Raw genomic sequence first — 17,904 nt, 5'->3', positions numbered from 1 at the left:
AAAAGCCAATGCCTGGCCGGATAGGTTTTCAGCTTAGGGCAGAAGTTATACCTTTGTATACCTATACCTATACCTTAACCTAACTACTATGAGAGCCATTTACCTGGAAGCCATCAACAGCCCTTTTGTACTGATCGAGAAAGAGAAACCGACTGCCGGTCCCGGTGAAGCCATTGTGCAGGTGAAGGCAGCCGCCCTAAACCACCGCGACGTCTGGATACAGTACGGACGCTACTTCACCAAAGACTATCCGGCCATACTGGGATCTGATGGAGCAGGTATCGTGACCGAAGTGGGCGAGGGTGTGGATAAAAGCTGGATAGGGCAGGATGTAGTGATAGATCCTTCTACTGATTGGGGCGATAATCCGAAGGCGCATAGCAAAGAGTATAAGGTGCTGGGTATGCCCGAGGATGGCACTTTTGCAGACTACGTGAAAGTAAAAGCCTCCAACCTGCACCTCAAGCCAGCGCACCTGAGTTTTGAAGAGGCCGCTGCACTACCGCTGGCGGGCGTTACAGCCTACCGGGCCATGTTCACGAAGTGTGGCTTGAAAGCTGGCGAGCGGGCGCTGATTACAGGTGCCGGTGGTGGTGTGGCTCTTTTTGCCGTGCAGTTTGCGGTAGCTGCTGGAGCAGAGGTATGGGTGACATCCGGATCAGATGAGAAGATCGAAAAGGCTAAACAGCTGGGTGCAACAGGCGGCATAAATTATAAGAAAGAATACTGGGGCAAGGAGCTGAAGGCCGAGGTAGGCGGATTTGACGTGAGCATCGACGGGGCTGCCGGCGAAGGGTTTGTGCAACTGGTGAAATTGGCTAAGCCAGGCGGTCGCATCGGGATCTATGGCGGCACCACCGGTATGATCGGCCAGATCAACCCGGCTGAGATTTTCTGGAAGCAACTCGCTATACATGGTAGCACTATGGGCACCAACCAGGACTTTGCCGAGATGATCGCTTTTGTAGCCGAAAAGAAAGTAAAGCCGGTAATAGACATCGTTTTCCCATTAGAGGAAACCGAGCAAGCCATGCGCTACATGGAAGCCGGTAAGCAGTTCGGAAAGATTGTGGTGAAGGTGAGTTAAACTGATTCCATAAGAAGAGATTTTCCTGTCATCTCGACGATAGGAGAGATCTGAAGTCACTCTCGAAAACCGAGCAAAATTTCAGATTTCTCCCAAAGGTCGAAATGACAAGGTATAAAAGAGGAAGCCCGCTGCAAATCCATCTGCAGCGGGCTTCCTCTTTTTAACTCCTAATGCTATACTTACTCCTTGATTCCAGCCAGCTTTAAGAAGAAAGCGTACTGCAGGGCTGTTTCGCGGTAGGGTTGGAAACGGCCGGAAGCACCGCCGTGTCCTGCTTCCATGTTGGTCTGGAAGAGCACCAGGTTGTCGTCGGTCTTTAACTCGCGGAGCTTGGCTACCCACTTGGCGGGCTCAAAATACTGTACCTGCGAGTCGTGCAGGCCGGTGGTTACGAGCATGTTCGGGTAGTCCTTGGCTTCCACGTTGTCGTAAGGGGAGTAGGAAAGCATGTAATCGTAGGCGTCTTTCTTGGCCGGATTGCCCCACTCGTCAAACTCACCGGTGGTCAGTGGAATGCTGGTGTCGAGCATGGTGGTGACCACATCCACAAACGGTACGGCGGCGTGCATGCCTTCATAAAGGTCTGGACGCATGTTGGCAACAGCGCCTATTAACAGGCCGCCAGCGCTACCGCCCTGTGCAAACAGCTTGTCCGGATTGGTATAGCCCTGCTCGATCAGGTATTCCGACACATCAATGAAATCGGTGAAGGTGTTCTTTTTCTTCATCAGCTTACCGTCCTCGTACCATTGGCGGCCCATTTCCTGACCACCACGAATGTGCGCAATAGCATATACAAAGCCACGGTCAAGGAGGCTCAGACGAACGGAGCTAAACCCCGGGTTCATGCTAATGCCATAAGAGCCGTAAGCGTACTGCAGGGTCGGGTTGTTGCCATCGAGCTTCAGTCCCTTGCGGTACACCAATGAGACCGGAATCTTGGTGCCGTCTTTGGCGGTGGCGTAAATGCGCTTGGATTCGTAGTTGTTCTTGTCGAAGTCACCCACTACTTCCTGTTCTTTCAGCAGGGTTTTCTGCTTGGTTTCCATATTGTAGTCGAACGTGGAGCTTGGCGTGGTGAGGGAGCTGTACACGTAGCGCAGCACCTTGCTGTCGAAGTCAGGGTTGATGCTGATGCCGGCGGTATAGGCTTCTTCCCCGAAATCCACGTAATAGTCTGTTTTCGGGTCATTCCATTTCTTCACGCGCAGCTCCGTGAGGCCGTTCTTGCGCTCCTGCAGCACCAGGTAGTCTTTGAAGATCTCAGCCTCTTCCAGGTATGTGTCCGCACGATGCGGGATTACATCCTTCCAGTTTTCCTTTGTGGTTTTGCCCACCGGCGTTTTCATCAGCTTAAAGTTAGTCGCGCCGTCTTTGTTGGTACGGATGTAGAAGCTGTCGCCGAAATGGTCGACGCTGTACTCAAGACCGCGCTCGCGTGGCTGAATAACTTTAGGTGTGGCTGTTGGCTTGGCGGCATCAACAAAACGGTATTCCTGAGAGAGTGTGCTGCTGGAGCCGATGATGATATATTTATCTGACTTAGTCTTATACACAAACGTGCTGAACGTCTCGTCAGATTCGTGGTATACCTCTTTGTCCTGCGATGTAGGAGTGCCCAAGGTATGGCGGAAAATCTTGAAAGAACGCAAAGACGGGTCCTTCATGGTATAGAAAATGGTCTTGTTGTCGTTCGCCCACACCGCACCACCTGTGGTGTTGGGTATACGGTCAGGCAGCATTTCTCCGGTCTGCAGATTTTTGAAGCGGAGGGTATACTGGCGGCGGCTTACGGTGTCCTCCCCAAAAGCTACCAAATGGTTATCCGGGCTCACGTTCATGCCAGCGGCAGCATAGTAGCTCTTGCCCTCAGCGCGCTCGTTGGCGTTCACCATGATGTCTTCCTTGGCATCCAGGCTCCCCTTTTTGCGGGCATAGATCGGATACTCTTTTCCGGCCTCAAAGCGCGTATAATAGAAATAACCGTTCTTCTTATAGGGAACAGACTCGTCGGTTTGCTTGATACGGCCCACAATCTCGTTGAAGAGCTTTTCCTGAAGCGCTTCCGTATCGGCCATTACCTGCTTGGTGTATGCATTTTCGGCGTTCAGGTAGGCGATCACTTCCGGGTTCTCGCGCTCGTTCATCCAGTAGTAATTGTCCACACGAGTATGGCCGTGCGCCGTGAGCTCTTTTGGTTTCTTGGCAGCAACAGGCGGTTGCGGCTGCGCGACATCAGCCTTTGCCGTGGTGTCGGCCGCCTGCTCAGTTGTGGCCGTCTCGGCTGTAGTGGGTTGTTGTGTGGTGCTGCAGGCTGTGCCCGCCAGCAAGCAAGCCGATAGTAGTAGGGCTGGAGCCGTCGTGCTGTTGTGTCCTTTTTTCATAGTGTGTATTTTTTATACAGAATATAAAAATAAGGAAAATATTGGAAACTCAATTATAAAATAAAGTTATGCATGCAGCGTATTTTTTTATACCTTGTCACCACTAAAAAAACGATTAATCTAACACACTATGGCAACACAAGAAGAATTTGAGCAAGCAGTAGCTCAATCGAAGGAGTTGACGGAACGACCATCGAATACGATTCTGCTGCAACTCTACAGCTTATTCAAACAGGCTACGGAAGGGGATGTGAACACAGAGCGTCCAGGTGGTTTCGATTTTAAAAACATCGCCAAATGGGATTCCTGGAAAAGCCTGGAGGGAACGAGCCAGGAAGATGCCCGCGCGCAGTATGTGCAACTGGTAAACAGCCTGAAGTAAGCCCGAAAGCTGAAAACAGCAGGTATAAAAAAAGCGCCCTGAGGGGCGCTTTTTTAGTTTTCTTTCCAAGTATAGCCGCAGTCATGGCAGCCGTAGCGCTTGCTGACGAAGGGCAAAGTTAAACCGAGCACGCCTCCAAAGAACCCACGGGCAGAGATGTTTTTTGACTCGCAGATCGGGCAGGCTTCTGTATCCTCGTATACCTGCGTAGGAGGGGCTAACTCAATGCTATCATCGATGATGTACTCACTGGTGCCGCGCTCTATACGGCCCAGTAACTCGAGGGCCTCTTCCACATCGCCTTCCGTCACCTGCAGTTTCACCCCGCCTACTGCCAGCGAGTACAGTGGCTGTGCCGCTATAATTTGCTCGTCGCCTAAAAAGCAGAGAATTCCCTCCGCCTCCAGACGTCCTTTCAGGATGTGGGCTTCGGTGGGCTGGCTGAAGGTGGCAACGGTGATCAGGCGTTCTGCCATAGGGAACAGGTTGTGTTACGGTTATTGTTTTTTGGGAGGGAGATCGAAGGCCTCGGCCTCATGCTCAAAGTGTCCTTTGTGTGAGCCGTCGCAGAATGGTTTGTTCTTCGACATGCCGCAACGGCAGATCGAAACCAGTTCGCGGCCGCCAAGCCCGTATACATTACCGTCCTTGTCCACGATCTCAAATTCACCCTCTACGCGCAGCGAACCATTGCTGTTCACTGTTATTTTTGTCTTCGCCATTGTCTGTTGTTTAGTATAATAACAAATATAGGTTTTTTGCGGCACAATTACCAGATGACAGTTGGCAGCCGCAAAAGCCTAGAAAAACCACAGCCCCCGGACGTAAACGGCCGGGGGCTGTGAGGCTAACTACGCAGCAGTATTAGTTGCTGTACACGTAATTGAATGTTTGAGACTTACCATTCGGCAATGTCACTGTCTGGCTGATTGGCATGCCGCTGTCATCGTACTTGTAAGAGTAAGAGCGTGTGAATGCCTTCTGGCTGTTATGCACTTCCATAGAAGAGCGCACCAGGTTGTTGGGGCTGCTGGCCGAGCCTGGCTCTGCAAAAGCGTGCAGTGGGTTCGGGTTAGCATCGTAAGAGTTGGTTGTGGTCGCGTAAAGCTTGGCTTCTCCTGTGCCATCGATCACAAACTGCTTTTCCTGGGCGTAGTTACCGTTTGGCATCACCTCATAAGTCGAGAACGACTTCAGTTTGCCTTTCTCCTCTGTGCCTTCGAAAACGGACTTCTTGCTCAGCTTCTTGGCAGCGTCATAAGCATAAGTGGTGAAGGTCTGGTATTCCGGCTTGCCACCTGAAAAGTAAGTGGACACCGATTTGCTCAACTCGCCTTTGTCGCTGTAGGTATAGTGCTGCTCTGTCAGAAGCGTCTGGCTTTTGCCGGCGTAGGTTGTGCTCTTGATCAGGCGGCCCTTGTTGTCGCGCTCGTACTTGTCGAGACTCTCCACCTCGCCGGTTTCCGGGTTGTAGTGGTTTACCTGGCTGAGCTGCTTGCCCACCACATTGTAAGAAGTAACATCTGCGGAGTCCAGCGTAATGTGTGACAGGCTGCCACGGTCAAAGGTAGGCTCTGCAGAAGACTCACTGTCGTTTTTCTCGCAAGACGATAAAGCTACCACGCCAAATACGAGCATGGCGGGTAAGAAACGGTTTTTCAATTTCATTTGGCTAAAAGTTGAAAAGTGAAAATAAATAAACAGCACAGGGCGCTTCCCCGGCAGTCTCAGGTAAAACGCCCTTTCCTTTAAAATAATTGCACTGTTGCAGAGAAAATTATAGGAATAGCTAGGGTTGATAGAATCTTACAACTTTAAATGCGTTGTAAGATTCTGATTTATAACTTGTTGTTAAACAGACGTTCTTGTTAAAAAAAATGCTTTTTGTATAAAAGTGCAATTTTAGTTGAGAGCGGCTGCGCGTGCGATCTGCAGCAGTTCGTCGCCGGCATCAATGTCGTGGCGCAGCTGCTCCTGGAAATTGATCGAAATGCGGAGCGCTTTCAGCCCCTGCACGCCCTGTAGTTCTTCTATCTCCAGGTCTTCTATTTCTTCTTCAATGTAACCCTCGGCCTGCAGAAAATCAATGTAGCGGCGGTACTCCTGTGCTTCGCGCGGCTGCGTGTACACGATGGCGACCTTGCCGGGTTGGGTAAGGCGCTCCTCGGTGCCACGCAGCGTGGCCTTGTCAATTCGCTTTTTGAGAATCTCATAGCGGATATTGTCGGCACCCTCCACATCAAACTTTTTCTCATCGAGCCGGAAACGGATGCAGATCGGGTTACTGTGCACCAGGATCAGTTGCGTGATCTCGAGCGGTAGCTTCAGGTTAGCGCGCAGTTTGTGTATGCGACGGGCAATCTCGCAGGTGAGCATCAACTGCCAGAGGCGCATGTTCTTCAGGTATAGCTCCTGAAAATGACCGCTGTTCAGAAGCGATGCCCCGATGTAGATGTTATACTCCAGGCCATCCGTCTTATACTTCTCAAAATAGTGCGGAAAGATCTGCTGCGCCTTTTCCTCTTCCCGGTCCAGGAAGCTGGAAATGGTGTCGTTGATCAGGTAGAGGCTCTCCTCGTAGGCCCGCCGCTTGTTATACACCACGCCATTCGGGTTGTTGGTGGCCTTCCGGTAGGTTTCAATGGCCTTTTGGGTGGACGGGTACTTCTGGGTGAAGTGATTGAAAAGCGGTTCGATCTCACTGCGCAGAAACTCCAGCACCACCGCCTCATCGCCCGAGCCCAGTTCCTGCACGATGTTTTGAGAGTACTTGTCTATCTTGTAGATCAACTCGTCCAGGATGGAGAGCGGCAGCTTGTCTTTGGCGGCCAGAATCACCTCTTTGGCCAGCACCAACTGGTCAAGCAGGTCGCCCTGAATGGCTTTGTTGCGCTCCGAAGCCGAGCTGCGCACGTCCGATACCCCGTAGAGCGGGTAGATGTCGCGGAACACGATCGGCTCGATCTCGGCTGGCACATTGCGTTCCATCTTATCGAGCAGGTTGATGGCTGCCTGCGTAAAGCGCCACTCCACAATCGGGTGAATGGCCGTGTACTTCTCTTTGATGATGTTTTGGATGCTGCTGCGCAACTCGTCGAGCATGCGGTTGAGCGCCAGGGCAAAGAGCGGCAGTATCTCCTTGAGCTTGATCGTGGAAAGTGCATTCAGTTCGCCAGGTATAGGCGACGCTAATTCCAGCATGCCGATCGTTTTGCCTTCGTACTGCAGCGGCGCGATGATCAGGTTTCGTACACCGGACTTAATCAGTTCCTGCTCCAGTCTGTTGGTCTCGTCCAGCTGCTCCAGGTCGTCTACTATAATGGTGTTGCCCTTAATGAGCACGGGGGCGTAGATGGACTCCGTCAGATCTTCCAGTTTGACGTGGGAGTCTTTCTGAAGCACCAGCCCGTTCCAGGTTTTGCGGGTAAAGTTGGTGTCGAACTCATGGAGCGCGGGCAGGGAGGCCAGGCCCAGACGCAGCCCCGGCAGCCCGAAAAGTACGCGCAGCTTCTGTTGCAGGCTCTCAAACCCTTCAGGCGTGGTCACCGAGTCCTGGTCGAGGAGGTCGTAGCGCAGCGATGAAATGGTCGCCTCGTTGGTCACGTCCGTGAAATCGTAGATGGCAAAGCCGCTGAACTCAAAGTTCTCCGGCGGAATCTTCTGCATCCAGAGGTCCAGGTCGTTGTAGCGGTTGATCAGAAAGTTTATTTCCTGTGTGCTGAGCTGCTTGATCGGCCCTTTGGCCTTCACTTTCATGAACTTCAGATCAGTGATCAGCTTGTAGTGCCGGTCCAGTTTGGTGAACTTGTCTTTGATGCTGAAAATAAAGGGCTCGTCCACAAAGAAGTTGGCGTTGTAGAATTTCTCCAGAATCAAGGTATAGGCCGAGAGCGTCTGGCGGAAGAGCAGCGTTTTAAGGTCGAGGTTGAGTTTTTGGGTGTAGTTACCGCCTCCCAGCAGGTCAAGCTCCTCCAGGCGCGGCGTGGCGTAGAAGCTGTCGAAGTGAAATGGCAGCACCGTGGCGCGCAAATCGTTCTCCCAGAGGGCACTCGGGAAAATGTCCTCCATCAGAATGTCGACCGTATCAATGTATTTATTGATAATGGACACATCCTCGATAGGCTCCAGCAGCGCAGGATTTTGGCGCAACAAACCGGCCAGCTCGTTTACGCGAGACACATTGCAGTTAGGGTCGGTCTTGATCTTGTTTTCCCAGTAAGTCACCAGCGGTGACAGACTAAGGGTTGCCTTGAACGGAAACCGCTCGGCGCTCAGGATGATCTCGTCCCGGTTAGGTATGGAAACAACAGTTTCGTGGAAGTTGCCCCTCGATTTGCGCATATGATTTTATTTGGTTGATGGGGAAGAGCGCGTATGGCCAATCCCAAGTGCGGCGCAGGCAAAATGCCTGTCTTTGCTTTAAACGTAAGCAGCCGCAAAAAGATAGCAGGCGGCATGTTGTACCGGGTGCAGGTATAGTAGCAGCATTAAAAAAAATATAGCTCCATCAGAATATTCTGGCATAATATTTAATGGGAGTGCTGTGTTAGAAGAGTATCCTGTAACATTATAAAAACAACCTATGAAGAAGATATTTGTTCCCGTTCTATTGCTTTTGATGTTGATCAGTACGCTTGGAGTTCAGGCTCAGACCAAATCGAAGCTGGAGCAGGACCTCGAGGATTTTCGTGCCTGGATGAACAGAAGAGTAAACCAGGGCGATAGCATCACCAGGGCTGAATGGCCAACGGTCAAGCAGGAGTTCAGGGCCCGCACCCAAAGCCTGGACCGTAGCAGCAGTCAGATGAACGAAGCCTCGAAGCAGGAGTATGGCGAGCTGAAAAACCAGTACCAGGAGTGGGAAGCAGAAAAGGAAGAGCGTTACGGGCAGCCACTCAGCCGCGAGACGGCCGTCACCTGGGAGCGGCGCCTGGCCGGCACGAACAAAATAGGCCAGTTGAAAGCCAGTCAGTTGCGCGGCACTTTTGTCAGGTTCATGGAGAACGTGCGGGCGCAGCGCACCGACTGGAGCCTGCGCGACTGGGACTATGCCGAGCACGTATACCTGCAGCTCAACGACCGCAAACAGCAGGTGCTCAGTCAAATGACGAACAGTGACAAGATGAAAGTGGCGGCGCTGCAAGTAGAGTTCAACACCCTGCGCAAAAGCCGCGACGCCAAAGACAGGTATAACCAAATGCGGGAGCAGCGATAGGTATACTTCCCTTAACGACTGGAGATATCTATACCTAAGCAAAACAGCCGGGACATGCAGCATTTGTTGCATGTCCCGGCTGTTTACGGTTATACTGTTAACTAAATAGCGTTCTGGCCTTTAGTGCCGCCAGACTGGTCGCCTTTGTTGCGGCCCTGGTTTGGACTTTTATCCTTTTTCTGGTCAGGCATACTGCGGTTTCCCTCTTGGCCGCCTTTCTGTTTGGCCTCAGGCTGTTGCTGCGACTTATTTTTGTCCTGGTTGTGTCCCTTTGTCATAGCTTTATTTATTTTGGTTTCACTTACAATTTACGCAGTCTGGTCAGATGAGTTGATGGCGCATAGCGCAGTAACAGAAGCGCTATACCTGTGCCCTTAAATTATTGAGGTATAGGTAACTAGTGGATCGCGGTGTGTAGAGCAACAGGCAATGTGCATAACCGCGTGGGTAAGTTTCAGGACCGGAGAGAAACAGGCACGAAAAAAAGCTTTAATTTGCGGCCCGTTTCTTCATCCATTATACCATTACCATGCACATTGCGATCGTCGGCAACATTGGCGCCGGCAAAACTACCCTGGCCACCAAACTTTCCCAGCACTTTAATTGGGAGCTATACCTGGAGTCAGTTGAGAATAACCCTTACCTGAAGGATTTTTATGAGGACATGGAACGCTGGGCCTTTCACCTGCAAGTGTTCTTTTTGAACAGCCGCTTCGGGCAGGTACAGCAGATCCAGGCCAAAGACGGGCACGTGATCCAGGACCGTACCATCTACGAAGATGCTTATATCTTCGCGAAGAACCTGCACGATTCCGGGCTGATGAGCACGCGCGATTACGAGAACTACTACGCCCTGTTCCAGTCGATGATCAGCATGGTGAAAGCGCCTGACCTGATGATCTACCTGAAGGCTGACCTTCCGAAACTGATTGGGCAGATCGAGAAACGCAACCGCGAGTACGAGAACAACATCAGCATCAACTACCTGCGCAACCTCAACGAACACTACAACACCTGGATGAGTAGCTACGACCAGGGCAAGCTACTGGTGATCGATGTAAACAACATGGACTTTGTGGCCAACCCCGAGGATTTGGGGAGCATTATTGAACGTATCAACAGCGAGTTGTTCGGCTTGTTTTAAGCTAGTCAAGAGCATCACATAGGTATAAGCCACTGCCCTTTATCAGGGTGGTGGCTTTTTCTTTTACTTCAAATCCTGTATCTTTCTCTTGAAAAATAAAACTAACCTTATACCTACATGAAATCACGCCACCTTATACTTGCTGCTTCTGTAGTCGCCATGACGGCTGCCTGCACCGGCAGCAGCACCAACGAAGTCCAGACCACCGAGACTGTGCAGACCGACGCCGCTGCCATTGACCTGCAGCAAAAGCTGGGCATGTACACCACTGTGCGCCTCACCTCCGACCTGAGCGGACTGAGTGAGAAAGAGAGGCAAATGATTCCGCTCCTGATCGAGGCAAGCAACATCATGGACGAGTTGTTCTGGTATGAGGCCTATGGTAAAAAAGACTCCCTGCTGAACGCCTTGACTGACGATGCTGCCAAACAGTTTGTGAAAATCAACTACGGCCCCTGGGACCGATTGGATAACAACGAGCCCTTTATACCTGGCGTGGGCCCGAAACCAGACGCGGCCAACTTCTACCCACACGATATGACGAAAGAGGAGTTTGAGAAGGCAAACCTGAAAGACAAAGCCAGCCAGTATACCTTCCTGCGCCGCGACGCCAAGGGGAACCTGATCACGGTGCCTTACCACGTGCAGTTCAAAGAGCAGGTAACACGCGCCTCTGACCTGTTGCGCCAGGCGGCAAACCTGGCCGAAGAGCCGGGCCTGAAAAAATACCTGACACTGCGTGCCGATGCCTTACTGAATGACAACTACCAGCCAAGCGACCTGGCCTGGATGGACATGAAGAACAACCGCCTTGACATCATCATCGGCCCGATCGAAACCTACGAGGACAAAGTGTTCGGATACAAGGCTGCCCATGAGGCCTATGTTTTGATTAAGGACATGGACTGGAGCAAGCGCCTCGAGAAGTATGCGGCTTTTTTGCCGGAACTGCAGCGCGGTCTGCCGGTGCCAGCCAACTACAAGAAAGAAACGCCCGGCACCGACTCTGACCTGAATGCCTACGACGTGGTCTACTACGCTGGTGATTGCAACGCGGGCAGCAAAACCATCGCCATCAACCTACCGAACGACGAGGAGGTGCAGCTGAAGAAAGGTACACGTCGCTTGCAACTCAAAAACGCCATGCAGGCCAAGTTTGACAAAATTATGCTTCCCATTGCTGATGAGCTGATCGCCGATGACCAGAAGCAGCACATCACCTTCGATGCCTTCTTTGCCAACACCATGTTCCACGAAGTAGCGCACGGACTGGGCATCAAAAACACCATCAATGGCAAAGGCACAGTACGTGAGGCGCTTAAGGAGCATGCCTCTGCGCTGGAAGAAGGCAAAGCCGACATCCTGGGCCTCTACATGATCACACAACTGCACAAAAAAGGTGAAGTGAGCGGTAGCCTCGAAGATTACTATACTACTTTTATGGCAGGTATTTTCCGCTCGGTGCGCTTTGGCGCGGCCAGTGCGCATGGCAAGGCTAACATGGTGCGCTTCAACTTCTTTAAGGAAAACGGTGCCTTCGAGCGCGATGCTCAGACCGGCAAGTACCGTGTGAACTACGTGAAGATGGGAGAGGCGATGGACAAACTATCGGAGTTGATCCTGACACTGCAGGGCAACGGCGATTATGCGGGCGTGGGCAAACTGCTGAACGAGCAGGGACAGATCGGTGCGGAACTGCAGGCCGACCTCGACCGCCTCAGCGAGAAAAACATACCGGTTGACGTGGTGTTTGAGCAAGGCGTAGACGTGTTGGGCTTGAAGTAGGAAGCATGGAGTTGCTGTACTGGAAACAGGAAAACCTGACGTCCCGGAAGTATACAGTGCGTGATGAGAACGATCTGGTTGGCGAACTTGCCTTCCGGGGCTGGACGAGCAACGACGCGGATTTCAACTCAGCGCGAATCAACCTATACTTCCAAAGGCAGAGCTGGCTCGAGCATGATCTCACCATCCATTTCAAAGATGAAGTGATCGGCATGAGCAAATCGTCCGGCTTCGGCAAAACCACAACTACGCTGGTAACAGGAGAGCAGTTCACGTTCCAGGGCAAAACCCTGAATAGTAGCAGGGACATACTCGATGAAACTGGCCAAACCCTGGTGCGTTTTGAACAGGGAAACTTCAGTATCGCGAGCGGCCAGATTTCCATTGCCCGGGACATTCCGGAGCTTACCAAGCTGCTGTTGGTGGCAACCGGACTTTACTTGAAGCATCTCGGGCAGTAGTGAAGTTATATCCTCCTGAGGGCAATATTTTCATACTTAACTATCTAAGTATTTGATATTCTGAATAAAAGGTCCTGCTAATCGGCAGGGCCTTTTATGTTGTTGGGTCATGAAGCTGACTTTTGTGCGTTTTAGGCCGCTCAGGGCAAGTTGTGGAAAACTGCACTTGAATATAGACAACTTATAGAGGGGGTTGGGAGTAAAACTGTTCTCCAACTCACTTTAAATCAAATATTTAATTATGAAAAATTTTGTAAAATCCTTTTACGATTTTAACCGAGACAGCCCCCAGGAGCGCCAGGAACGCAACCAACTATACCCTGAACTGGCCAAATTTCACATTGCGCTTCGCGAAGAAATGAACGAAGAAGAGTACCAGGAGTTTTACAGAGCGGAGAAGGAAGCCGCCAAAAACCTGATGATCCCTAACCCTAATTCCAAGCCTCAATGGATACGAATGTAACTCGTACTGACGATAGAAACTGAAAAAGGTAAACCGAACGTGGTTTACCTTTTTTGTTTAACTTCAGTTGTGTCCGCAAAGCTTCTATACCTAGCATCAGTTGAAAAGAATCCTTTGTCAAGCAGTCTTTTGTCAAAAAGCAGCTATACCTGTTACAGCTTTTCCAATACCAACGCTGCCCCTTCTTCGCCTACCAACGAGCCGATGGCCACCCCCATGCCACCCATGCGCACGGCACAGCACACATGCTCCGATACGGGCTGCACAATGGTTGTTTTTCCCGAGCCGACCCCCATGATGCCACTCCAGCGTTGCTCTACTTCATAAGGTGTGCCCGGTAATATGACTTCGCATAAAAGTTCGTCCAGTTTGTGCTGCACCAGGTCTGTAAGTCCCATCTCAGTCGTTTCCTCAGTTTTGAAGTCGAGGTTGCGGCCGCCGCCAAGCAGCACCCGATTGCCGATGTTGCGGAAGTAGTAGAATCCTTTGTCGTAGTGAAAAGTGCCTTTGAAGCGCAAGCCGGGTATAGGCTTGGTGATGAGCACCTGTGCACGGGCCGGCGCTACCTGCAACTGCGGCAGCAACTGGCGGGCAAAGCCGTTGGTGGCCACAAGCGCGGCGCGGGCAGGTATAGCAATGCCTTGTTTAGTGAGGGCGGTTATACCTGTGCTCTCTTCCTGCAGACTTTCAATCTTCAGTCCGTTTAGCACAATCACGCCCAAGGCCTGTACTTTCTGCGTGAGTGCCAGTATCATCTTTCCCGTGTCGATCTGCCCTTCAGCCGTACTTTCGAGCAGGTGCGCGACTTGCTTAAATCCAAAATCACTGATCTTGTGGTCCGCCAGGCGGTAGATATCCTGTTCTCCCGTTACCTGCTGCAACTGCTTGTTGAGGTAGGACAGTTGCTCCAGGCAGTCTTCGTAAAGCGGCTTTTGGCTTTCTTCAAACAGTTCGTAGCCACCCCAGCGGTGGTAGTCAATGGCCTGGTCGCCGAGGTTCTGGCGCAGACGTTGCAAGCCACGCCAGCGACGTTCCACCAGCGCAAACACATCGCTTTCGCTATGGTGGCTCAGGTCGTCGAGCAGCTCGGAGGGACTGCCGAAGCAAGCAAAGCCGGCGTTGCGGGTACTGGCCCCGGTGGGTAACAGACCGCGTTCTACCACCATCACTTTCAGGGCAGGTTGCTGCGTTTTCAGGTATAGCGCCGCATTCAGGCCCACGATGCCGCTGCCCACAATGAGCACGTCCACATGGCTGAAGTACGATTCCTTTTCCCAGAAGCTCAACTCCATGGCTACTCGTCTTCGCGGATATAGGTATGGGTATAGTTGCGGGCCGTCGCCTCGTCTATTATCTCGAAGCCGGTCAGCATGATTTCCCGCTCGCCGCTGTTGTAGCCGCGCACGAATACGCCTTCCGGACTTTCATAAATGGAGTAGTTGTGACGGCCGAAAGGGTAGAGGTTATTGCTCCGGAGGGTGGTCGCGTTGGTGAGGTCGGCCGTTTTACCGTCCAGGGTTTTGATGATGAATTTCTTTTTATCTGTCATGTCTCGCAATCTTCTAAAATCTTATCCAAGATAGCACTTATCTCGGAAGGATGGCTCAAAACCATCAGGTGGCCAGCCCTTTTTACTTTGATGATGCCCGGGTAAGTTCCCATCGGCAGGATGCGGTCGGCGGTGCCGTGAATCATCACCGCGTTCTCGTAGTGGTCGGGTTGGTGCCAGTTGAGCAGCTGCCCGATGGCCCAGCGCAGGAAGTGCGGGTCGGTTTCGAGGATCACCTGCTTGAGCAACACTTTTTCGGCTCTGGTGTTGGCACCAAACAACAGCGGACCCACAAAATGAAAGCGCTTGAGCCAGGGCACAGGTATAATACGGTGCAGTCGCAGGAAGCCCATCAGGCGGTAGTACCAAGGGAGAATTTTGCTGCTGGCGATGCTCGAGATGAGGATGGTTTTGCGTGGGTTCAGAAACTTAGAAAGCTCAATCGCTACAATCCCCCCAAAGGACATACCCACCAGCACCGGGTTCGGTTCAGTGATCTGCTCAGCCAGCCGCACCGCATACTCGTGCAGCGGCTCGTCGTCTTTTGGCCGAATCCATTGCACGTATACCTTGTTCCTGCATTTGATGTGCAGAAACTGGAACATGCGCTCGTCCGCCCCAAGGCCGCTGATAAAATAAACGGTGCTCATACAGCTTAGCGTTTACGGCTGGTGACCGCTTACGACAGCAAAGCTACGGCTTTTCCGCTAATCGCGCTGCGCGACTTCCTGGCTCAGAAAGGACAGCACGTCCTGAACGGTTTCGTGTGGCTGCTCCTCCATCGGAATGTGTCCCGCACCCGCATACAGCTTCAGTTGTGCCCCTCTTATACCTTGCTGAAACCGGCTTGCATCCGTAACCGGCACCCAGGCATCGTCTTCGCCCCAAAGTATGAGGGTAGGTACCTGTACCTGTGCCAGTTTGTACAGGTTGTCAGTGTCTACCGTGTTGAGGCGATCTATCAAAGCGCTCCGGTTACCCTCGCGCAGCAGCAGGTCGTGGCTCAAGCTGATCGTTTCTGGTTTCAATTTACTGTCGTCGCCATATACCTCTTTAAGACTCTGTTCTACAATAAAGCGCGGCGTGATATATTTCAGCGAGTGCTTAAGCAGGGGTGTTTGCGCCATCCGGAAGGGGAGCGTGATACGCTTGTCGTTGGCGTTGGTGACGCCGGTAGGGGAGACAAGAATCAGTTTCTGCACACGCTCAGGATATGTAGCGGCAAAGTCGAAGGCGATCTGGCCGCCCAGGGAGCTGCCCCCGATATGCGCCTGCTCTATACCCAGGCTGTCCATAAACTGCAGGAGCAGGTCGCGGTAATAGTCGATGGAGTACGAGCCGGATGCATTGGGACCGGTCAGGCCAAAGCCCGGAAGGTCGGGCCGGAGCACCCGGTACTGCTTGCTGAGTTCGGTAGCCCAGCCATCCCAGGTTTGAAGTGAGGCTGCTGTGCCGTGCAGCAGGATGACCGGTATACCCTGTCCTTCGTCACGGTAGTGCAGTTTAGCATCAGCGATGTTTATAAAGTGGGAGGAAGACGTCGTATACCTGGCTTTCAGCTCTTCGGCAGGTATATCCGCCCTGATCATTAGCGCAAAAGCAATCAGTATAACTAGCCCGGCTACTACAGCTACATGTTTTCCCTTGAACTGCATGGTGTTCGGATTGTGACATTTCCTGAACTAAAATATGAAATTATTGGCGAAATGTTCGCCCATTCTCTCTTGTTTCTCAATTGACCAGATGGTTTCAAACAAAAAAAGCAGCCTGCCATACCTGACAGACTGCTTTTGAACTATTGTACAGAAAAATTCTTACGAACCAGACTCCTTCTTAAACTTGCTTCCGAAGAAATAATAAACTGGTATTCCCAGCGCCACGATGATCAGGCCCGGCCAGGTATAGACCGGCTTGTAGATAAGCAAGATCACGCAAATGCCCGAGGCAATGAGCACATACAAGGCTGGCAGGATAGGGTAGCCGAACGCTTTGTAAGGGCGATTCAGGTCCGGGCGACGAACACGCAGTACGAATACCCCGATGATGGTCAGGATGTAAAAGAGCATAACGGCGAAGATCACGTAATCGAGGAGGTCGTTGAAAGTGCCGGAGAGGCAAAGCAGGCAGGCCCACGCGCACTGCATCCACAGGGCGGCGGCCGGCACGCCGTTTTTGTTCAGGTGCCCCATCTTCTCGAAGAACAGCCCGTCCTTGGCAATGGCGTAATATACCCGCGCGCCGGAGAGAATGGCGCCATTGTTACAGCCAAACGTTGAGATCATGATCAGGATGGCGATGCCTACCGTGGCCGGGTAACCGCCGATCACCTCTGCCACTGCCGTTGCCACGCGGTCGTTGGAAGCATATTTTATACCTTGGCCAATTACATCCGTGGCGTTCGGGTCGCCGTTGAGGGGAAGCACCAGCAGGTATACGAGGTTGATAATCAGGTATAGGCCCATCACAATCGCACTTCCGATCACCATGCTCAGCACGATGGTGCGCTTTGGGTTCACAATCTCATCACCTGAAAAGCCGATGTTGTTCCAGGAGTCAGCTGAGAACAGGGCGCCTACCATGGCAATGCCGATGGCCGTGATCAGCGCCATACCTACCGGAGGCGCTTCGCTGGTTCCCGCGGCCGCTGCGGCTGATCCCCAGAAATCTGAGAAATTGGCCTGCACCGCCGTTTCGTTGATGCCGAAAAGCAGTCCGAAAAGTATCAGGCCAAACAGGGCGATAAGCTTGGTGCTGCCAAAGATGTTCTGGATCAGCTTGCCACTCTTCACACCCCTGGAGTTGATGTAGGTCAGGTATAGGATGCTGGCAATGGCCAGCAGCTGCACCGAGCTGAAGTTAAAGCTACCCAACGAAAACAGCACATTATCTTCGCTGAACCAAGGTATAAGCACCCCGGTAAAACGGGCGAAAGCAACGCCCACCGCTGCAATCACCCCCGTCTGAATCACCAAGAAGAGCGTCCAGCCATAGAGGAAGGCCACCATTTTGTTATAGGCTTCTTTCAGGTACACATACTGCCCGCCTACTTTCGGGAACATGGACGAGAGCTCACCATAACTGATAGCGCCCACCATGGTCAGGAAGCCCGAGAGCACCCACACCAGCAGCATATTGCCCGGACTGACAACCGCCCTGGATATATCGGCGGTCACGATGAAGATGCCTGAGCCGATCATACCACCGGTCACAATCATAATGGCGTCGAAAAGCGTAATCTCCCGCTTAAAACCACTTTCTTTCTCTTCTTGCTGCACCCTCTTTACTTCTTCTGTATCCTGCATAGGAGCCTTCTTATACCTGTTTAAGCAGCCGACAACCCGGAAAGGGTAGTGGCTGAGAGGCAAAATTAAAGTTAATTTTTTGGGAATGGACTACTACAGATCATTATCTGCCAGAAAGCCTGCAGTTGA

18 protein-coding genes are annotated in these 17,904 nt (G+C 52.0%); 7 read left to right on the top strand and 11 right to left on the bottom strand.

The genetic code is table 11. The annotated features are described in order from the left end of the window. Nucleotides 1–88 precede the first annotated feature (88 nt). Complete coding sequence (locus AC4QZR_RS10825) at nucleotides 89–1,087, top strand: zinc-binding dehydrogenase (protein WP_494480941.1); 999 nt, start codon at nucleotides 89–91, stop codon at nucleotides 1,085–1,087. Between the two features lie 182 nt (nucleotides 1,088–1,269). Here the strand turns inward: AC4QZR_RS10825 and AC4QZR_RS10820 are convergent, their stop codons facing one another. Beyond that, nucleotides 1,270–3,474 carry a S9 family peptidase gene (locus AC4QZR_RS10820; RefSeq protein ID WP_494480940.1) on the bottom strand — a complete coding sequence of 735 codons (2,205 nt, stop codon included), beginning with the start codon at nucleotides 3,472–3,474 and terminating at the stop codon, nucleotides 1,270–1,272. A gap of 130 nt (nucleotides 3,475–3,604) precedes the next feature. Between AC4QZR_RS10820 and AC4QZR_RS10815 the strand changes: the two genes are divergently transcribed. Continuing rightward, a complete protein-coding gene (locus tag AC4QZR_RS10815) occupies nucleotides 3,605–3,856 on the top strand; it encodes an acyl-CoA-binding protein (RefSeq protein ID WP_494480939.1) in 252 nt (83 codons plus the stop codon). A gap of 53 nt (nucleotides 3,857–3,909) precedes the next feature. Here AC4QZR_RS10815 and AC4QZR_RS10810 read toward each other — a convergent pair whose 3' ends face one another. The 4 genes from AC4QZR_RS10810 to AC4QZR_RS10795 form a co-directional block, all read right to left on the bottom strand. Next, entirely contained in the window at nucleotides 3,910–4,332 is a 423-nt protein-coding gene (locus tag AC4QZR_RS10810; protein ID WP_494480938.1) for a putative signal transducing protein, read from the bottom strand. A 21-nt stretch (nucleotides 4,333–4,353) separates the two neighbouring features. Next, the gene (locus AC4QZR_RS10805; RefSeq protein WP_494480937.1) at nucleotides 4,354–4,578 is read right to left on the bottom strand and encodes a CDGSH iron-sulfur domain-containing protein; all 225 of its coding nucleotides are present in this window, start codon (nucleotides 4,576–4,578) and stop codon (nucleotides 4,354–4,356) included. 142 nt (nucleotides 4,579–4,720) lie between these two features. Further along, nucleotides 4,721–5,524 (bottom strand): hypothetical protein, encoded by an 804-nt coding sequence (locus AC4QZR_RS10800; RefSeq protein WP_494480936.1) that lies wholly within the window; start codon nucleotides 5,522–5,524, stop codon nucleotides 4,721–4,723. Nucleotides 5,525–5,758: 234 nt separating this feature from the next. Beyond that, nucleotides 5,759–8,197 (bottom strand): GAF domain-containing protein, encoded by a 2,439-nt coding sequence (locus AC4QZR_RS10795; RefSeq protein ID WP_494480935.1) that lies wholly within the window; start codon nucleotides 8,195–8,197, stop codon nucleotides 5,759–5,761. A gap of 241 nt (nucleotides 8,198–8,438) precedes the next feature. Here AC4QZR_RS10795 and AC4QZR_RS10790 point away from each other — a divergent pair, with 241 nt between their 5' ends. After that, nucleotides 8,439–9,071 carry a DUF6565 domain-containing protein gene (locus tag AC4QZR_RS10790; protein ID WP_494480934.1) on the top strand — a complete coding sequence of 211 codons (633 nt, stop codon included), beginning with the start codon at nucleotides 8,439–8,441 and terminating at the stop codon, nucleotides 9,069–9,071. A 101-nt stretch (nucleotides 9,072–9,172) separates the two neighbouring features. Here AC4QZR_RS10790 and AC4QZR_RS10785 read toward each other — a convergent pair whose 3' ends face one another. After that, nucleotides 9,173–9,349 carry a hypothetical protein gene (locus AC4QZR_RS10785; protein ID WP_253402680.1) on the bottom strand — a complete coding sequence of 59 codons (177 nt, stop codon included), beginning with the start codon at nucleotides 9,347–9,349 and terminating at the stop codon, nucleotides 9,173–9,175. A gap of 251 nt (nucleotides 9,350–9,600) precedes the next feature. Between AC4QZR_RS10785 and AC4QZR_RS10780 the strand changes: the two genes are divergently transcribed. The 4 genes from AC4QZR_RS10780 to AC4QZR_RS10765 all read left to right on the top strand — a co-directional run bounded on the left by AC4QZR_RS10780 (nucleotide 9,601) and on the right by AC4QZR_RS10765 (nucleotide 12,924). Then, a complete protein-coding gene (locus AC4QZR_RS10780) occupies nucleotides 9,601–10,215 on the top strand; it encodes a deoxynucleoside kinase (protein WP_253402682.1) in 615 nt (204 codons plus the stop codon). 117 nt (nucleotides 10,216–10,332) lie between these two features. Beyond that, nucleotides 10,333–12,000 carry a DUF8614 domain-containing protein gene (locus AC4QZR_RS10775; RefSeq protein ID WP_494480933.1) on the top strand — a complete coding sequence of 556 codons (1,668 nt, stop codon included), beginning with the start codon at nucleotides 10,333–10,335 and terminating at the stop codon, nucleotides 11,998–12,000. 5 nt (nucleotides 12,001–12,005) lie between these two features. Continuing rightward, the gene (locus AC4QZR_RS10770; RefSeq protein WP_494480932.1) at nucleotides 12,006–12,461 is read left to right on the top strand and encodes a hypothetical protein; all 456 of its coding nucleotides are present in this window, start codon (nucleotides 12,006–12,008) and stop codon (nucleotides 12,459–12,461) included. A gap of 241 nt (nucleotides 12,462–12,702) precedes the next feature. After that, entirely contained in the window at nucleotides 12,703–12,924 is a 222-nt protein-coding gene (locus tag AC4QZR_RS10765) for a hypothetical protein (RefSeq protein ID WP_494480931.1), read from the top strand. Nucleotides 12,925–13,076: 152 nt separating this feature from the next. Here the strand turns inward: AC4QZR_RS10765 and AC4QZR_RS10760 are convergent, their stop codons facing one another. The 5 genes from AC4QZR_RS10760 to AC4QZR_RS10740 form a co-directional block, all read right to left on the bottom strand. Next, complete coding sequence (locus AC4QZR_RS10760; RefSeq protein ID WP_494480930.1) at nucleotides 13,077–14,216, bottom strand: NAD(P)/FAD-dependent oxidoreductase; 1,140 nt, start codon at nucleotides 14,214–14,216, stop codon at nucleotides 13,077–13,079. A gap of 2 nt (nucleotides 14,217–14,218) precedes the next feature. Then, entirely contained in the window at nucleotides 14,219–14,473 is a 255-nt protein-coding gene (locus AC4QZR_RS10755; protein WP_494480929.1) for a hypothetical protein, read from the bottom strand. Further along, nucleotides 14,470–15,123, bottom strand: a complete 654-nt coding sequence (locus AC4QZR_RS10750; RefSeq protein ID WP_494480928.1) for an alpha/beta hydrolase — start codon at nucleotides 15,121–15,123, stop codon at nucleotides 14,470–14,472. Before AC4QZR_RS10750 ends, AC4QZR_RS10755 begins: the two co-directional genes overlap by 4 nt. Nucleotides 15,124–15,180: 57 nt before the next feature. Further along, a complete protein-coding gene (locus tag AC4QZR_RS10745) occupies nucleotides 15,181–16,128 on the bottom strand; it encodes an alpha/beta fold hydrolase (RefSeq protein WP_494480927.1) in 948 nt (315 codons plus the stop codon). A gap of 159 nt (nucleotides 16,129–16,287) precedes the next feature. Next, the gene (locus AC4QZR_RS10740; protein WP_494480926.1) at nucleotides 16,288–17,775 is read right to left on the bottom strand and encodes an APC family permease; all 1,488 of its coding nucleotides are present in this window, start codon (nucleotides 17,773–17,775) and stop codon (nucleotides 16,288–16,290) included. Between the last annotated feature and the right edge of the window lie 129 nt (nucleotides 17,776–17,904).

This window comes from Pontibacter sp. YIM B11418 (assembly GCF_059278805.1).
Note: the sequence above shows the minus strand (reverse complement) of the source record. Positions and strands in the feature narration are given on the sequence as shown.

Excerpts from the sequence above, each read along its gene's own strand:
- AC4QZR_RS10825 (WP_494480941.1), top strand. The coding sequence starts at position 89 with ATGAGAGCCATTTACCTGGAAGCCATCAACAGCCCTTTTGTACTGATC.
- AC4QZR_RS10820 (WP_494480940.1), bottom strand. The coding sequence starts at position 3,474 with ATGAAAAAAGGACACAACAGCACGACGGCTCCAGCCCTACTACTATCG.
- AC4QZR_RS10815 (WP_494480939.1), top strand. The coding sequence starts at position 3,605 with ATGGCAACACAAGAAGAATTTGAGCAAGCAGTAGCTCAATCGAAGGAG.
- AC4QZR_RS10810 (WP_494480938.1), bottom strand. The coding sequence starts at position 4,332 with ATGGCAGAACGCCTGATCACCGTTGCCACCTTCAGCCAGCCCACCGAA.
- AC4QZR_RS10805 (WP_494480937.1), bottom strand. The coding sequence starts at position 4,578 with ATGGCGAAGACAAAAATAACAGTGAACAGCAATGGTTCGCTGCGCGTA.
- AC4QZR_RS10800 (WP_494480936.1), bottom strand. The coding sequence starts at position 5,524 with ATGAAATTGAAAAACCGTTTCTTACCCGCCATGCTCGTATTTGGCGTG.
- AC4QZR_RS10795 (WP_494480935.1), bottom strand. The coding sequence starts at position 8,197 with ATGCGCAAATCGAGGGGCAACTTCCACGAAACTGTTGTTTCCATACCT.
- AC4QZR_RS10790 (WP_494480934.1), top strand. The coding sequence starts at position 8,439 with ATGAAGAAGATATTTGTTCCCGTTCTATTGCTTTTGATGTTGATCAGT.
- AC4QZR_RS10785 (WP_253402680.1), bottom strand. The coding sequence starts at position 9,349 with ATGACAAAGGGACACAACCAGGACAAAAATAAGTCGCAGCAACAGCCT.
- AC4QZR_RS10780 (WP_253402682.1), top strand. The coding sequence starts at position 9,601 with ATGCACATTGCGATCGTCGGCAACATTGGCGCCGGCAAAACTACCCTG.
- AC4QZR_RS10775 (WP_494480933.1), top strand. The coding sequence starts at position 10,333 with ATGAAATCACGCCACCTTATACTTGCTGCTTCTGTAGTCGCCATGACG.
- AC4QZR_RS10770 (WP_494480932.1), top strand. The coding sequence starts at position 12,006 with ATGGAGTTGCTGTACTGGAAACAGGAAAACCTGACGTCCCGGAAGTAT.
- AC4QZR_RS10765 (WP_494480931.1), top strand. The coding sequence starts at position 12,703 with ATGAAAAATTTTGTAAAATCCTTTTACGATTTTAACCGAGACAGCCCC.
- AC4QZR_RS10760 (WP_494480930.1), bottom strand. The coding sequence starts at position 14,216 with ATGGAGTTGAGCTTCTGGGAAAAGGAATCGTACTTCAGCCATGTGGAC.
- AC4QZR_RS10755 (WP_494480929.1), bottom strand. The coding sequence starts at position 14,473 with ATGACAGATAAAAAGAAATTCATCATCAAAACCCTGGACGGTAAAACG.
- AC4QZR_RS10750 (WP_494480928.1), bottom strand. The coding sequence starts at position 15,123 with ATGAGCACCGTTTATTTTATCAGCGGCCTTGGGGCGGACGAGCGCATG.
- AC4QZR_RS10745 (WP_494480927.1), bottom strand. The coding sequence starts at position 16,128 with ATGCAGTTCAAGGGAAAACATGTAGCTGTAGTAGCCGGGCTAGTTATA.
- AC4QZR_RS10740 (WP_494480926.1), bottom strand. The coding sequence starts at position 17,775 with ATGCAGGATACAGAAGAAGTAAAGAGGGTGCAGCAAGAAGAGAAAGAA.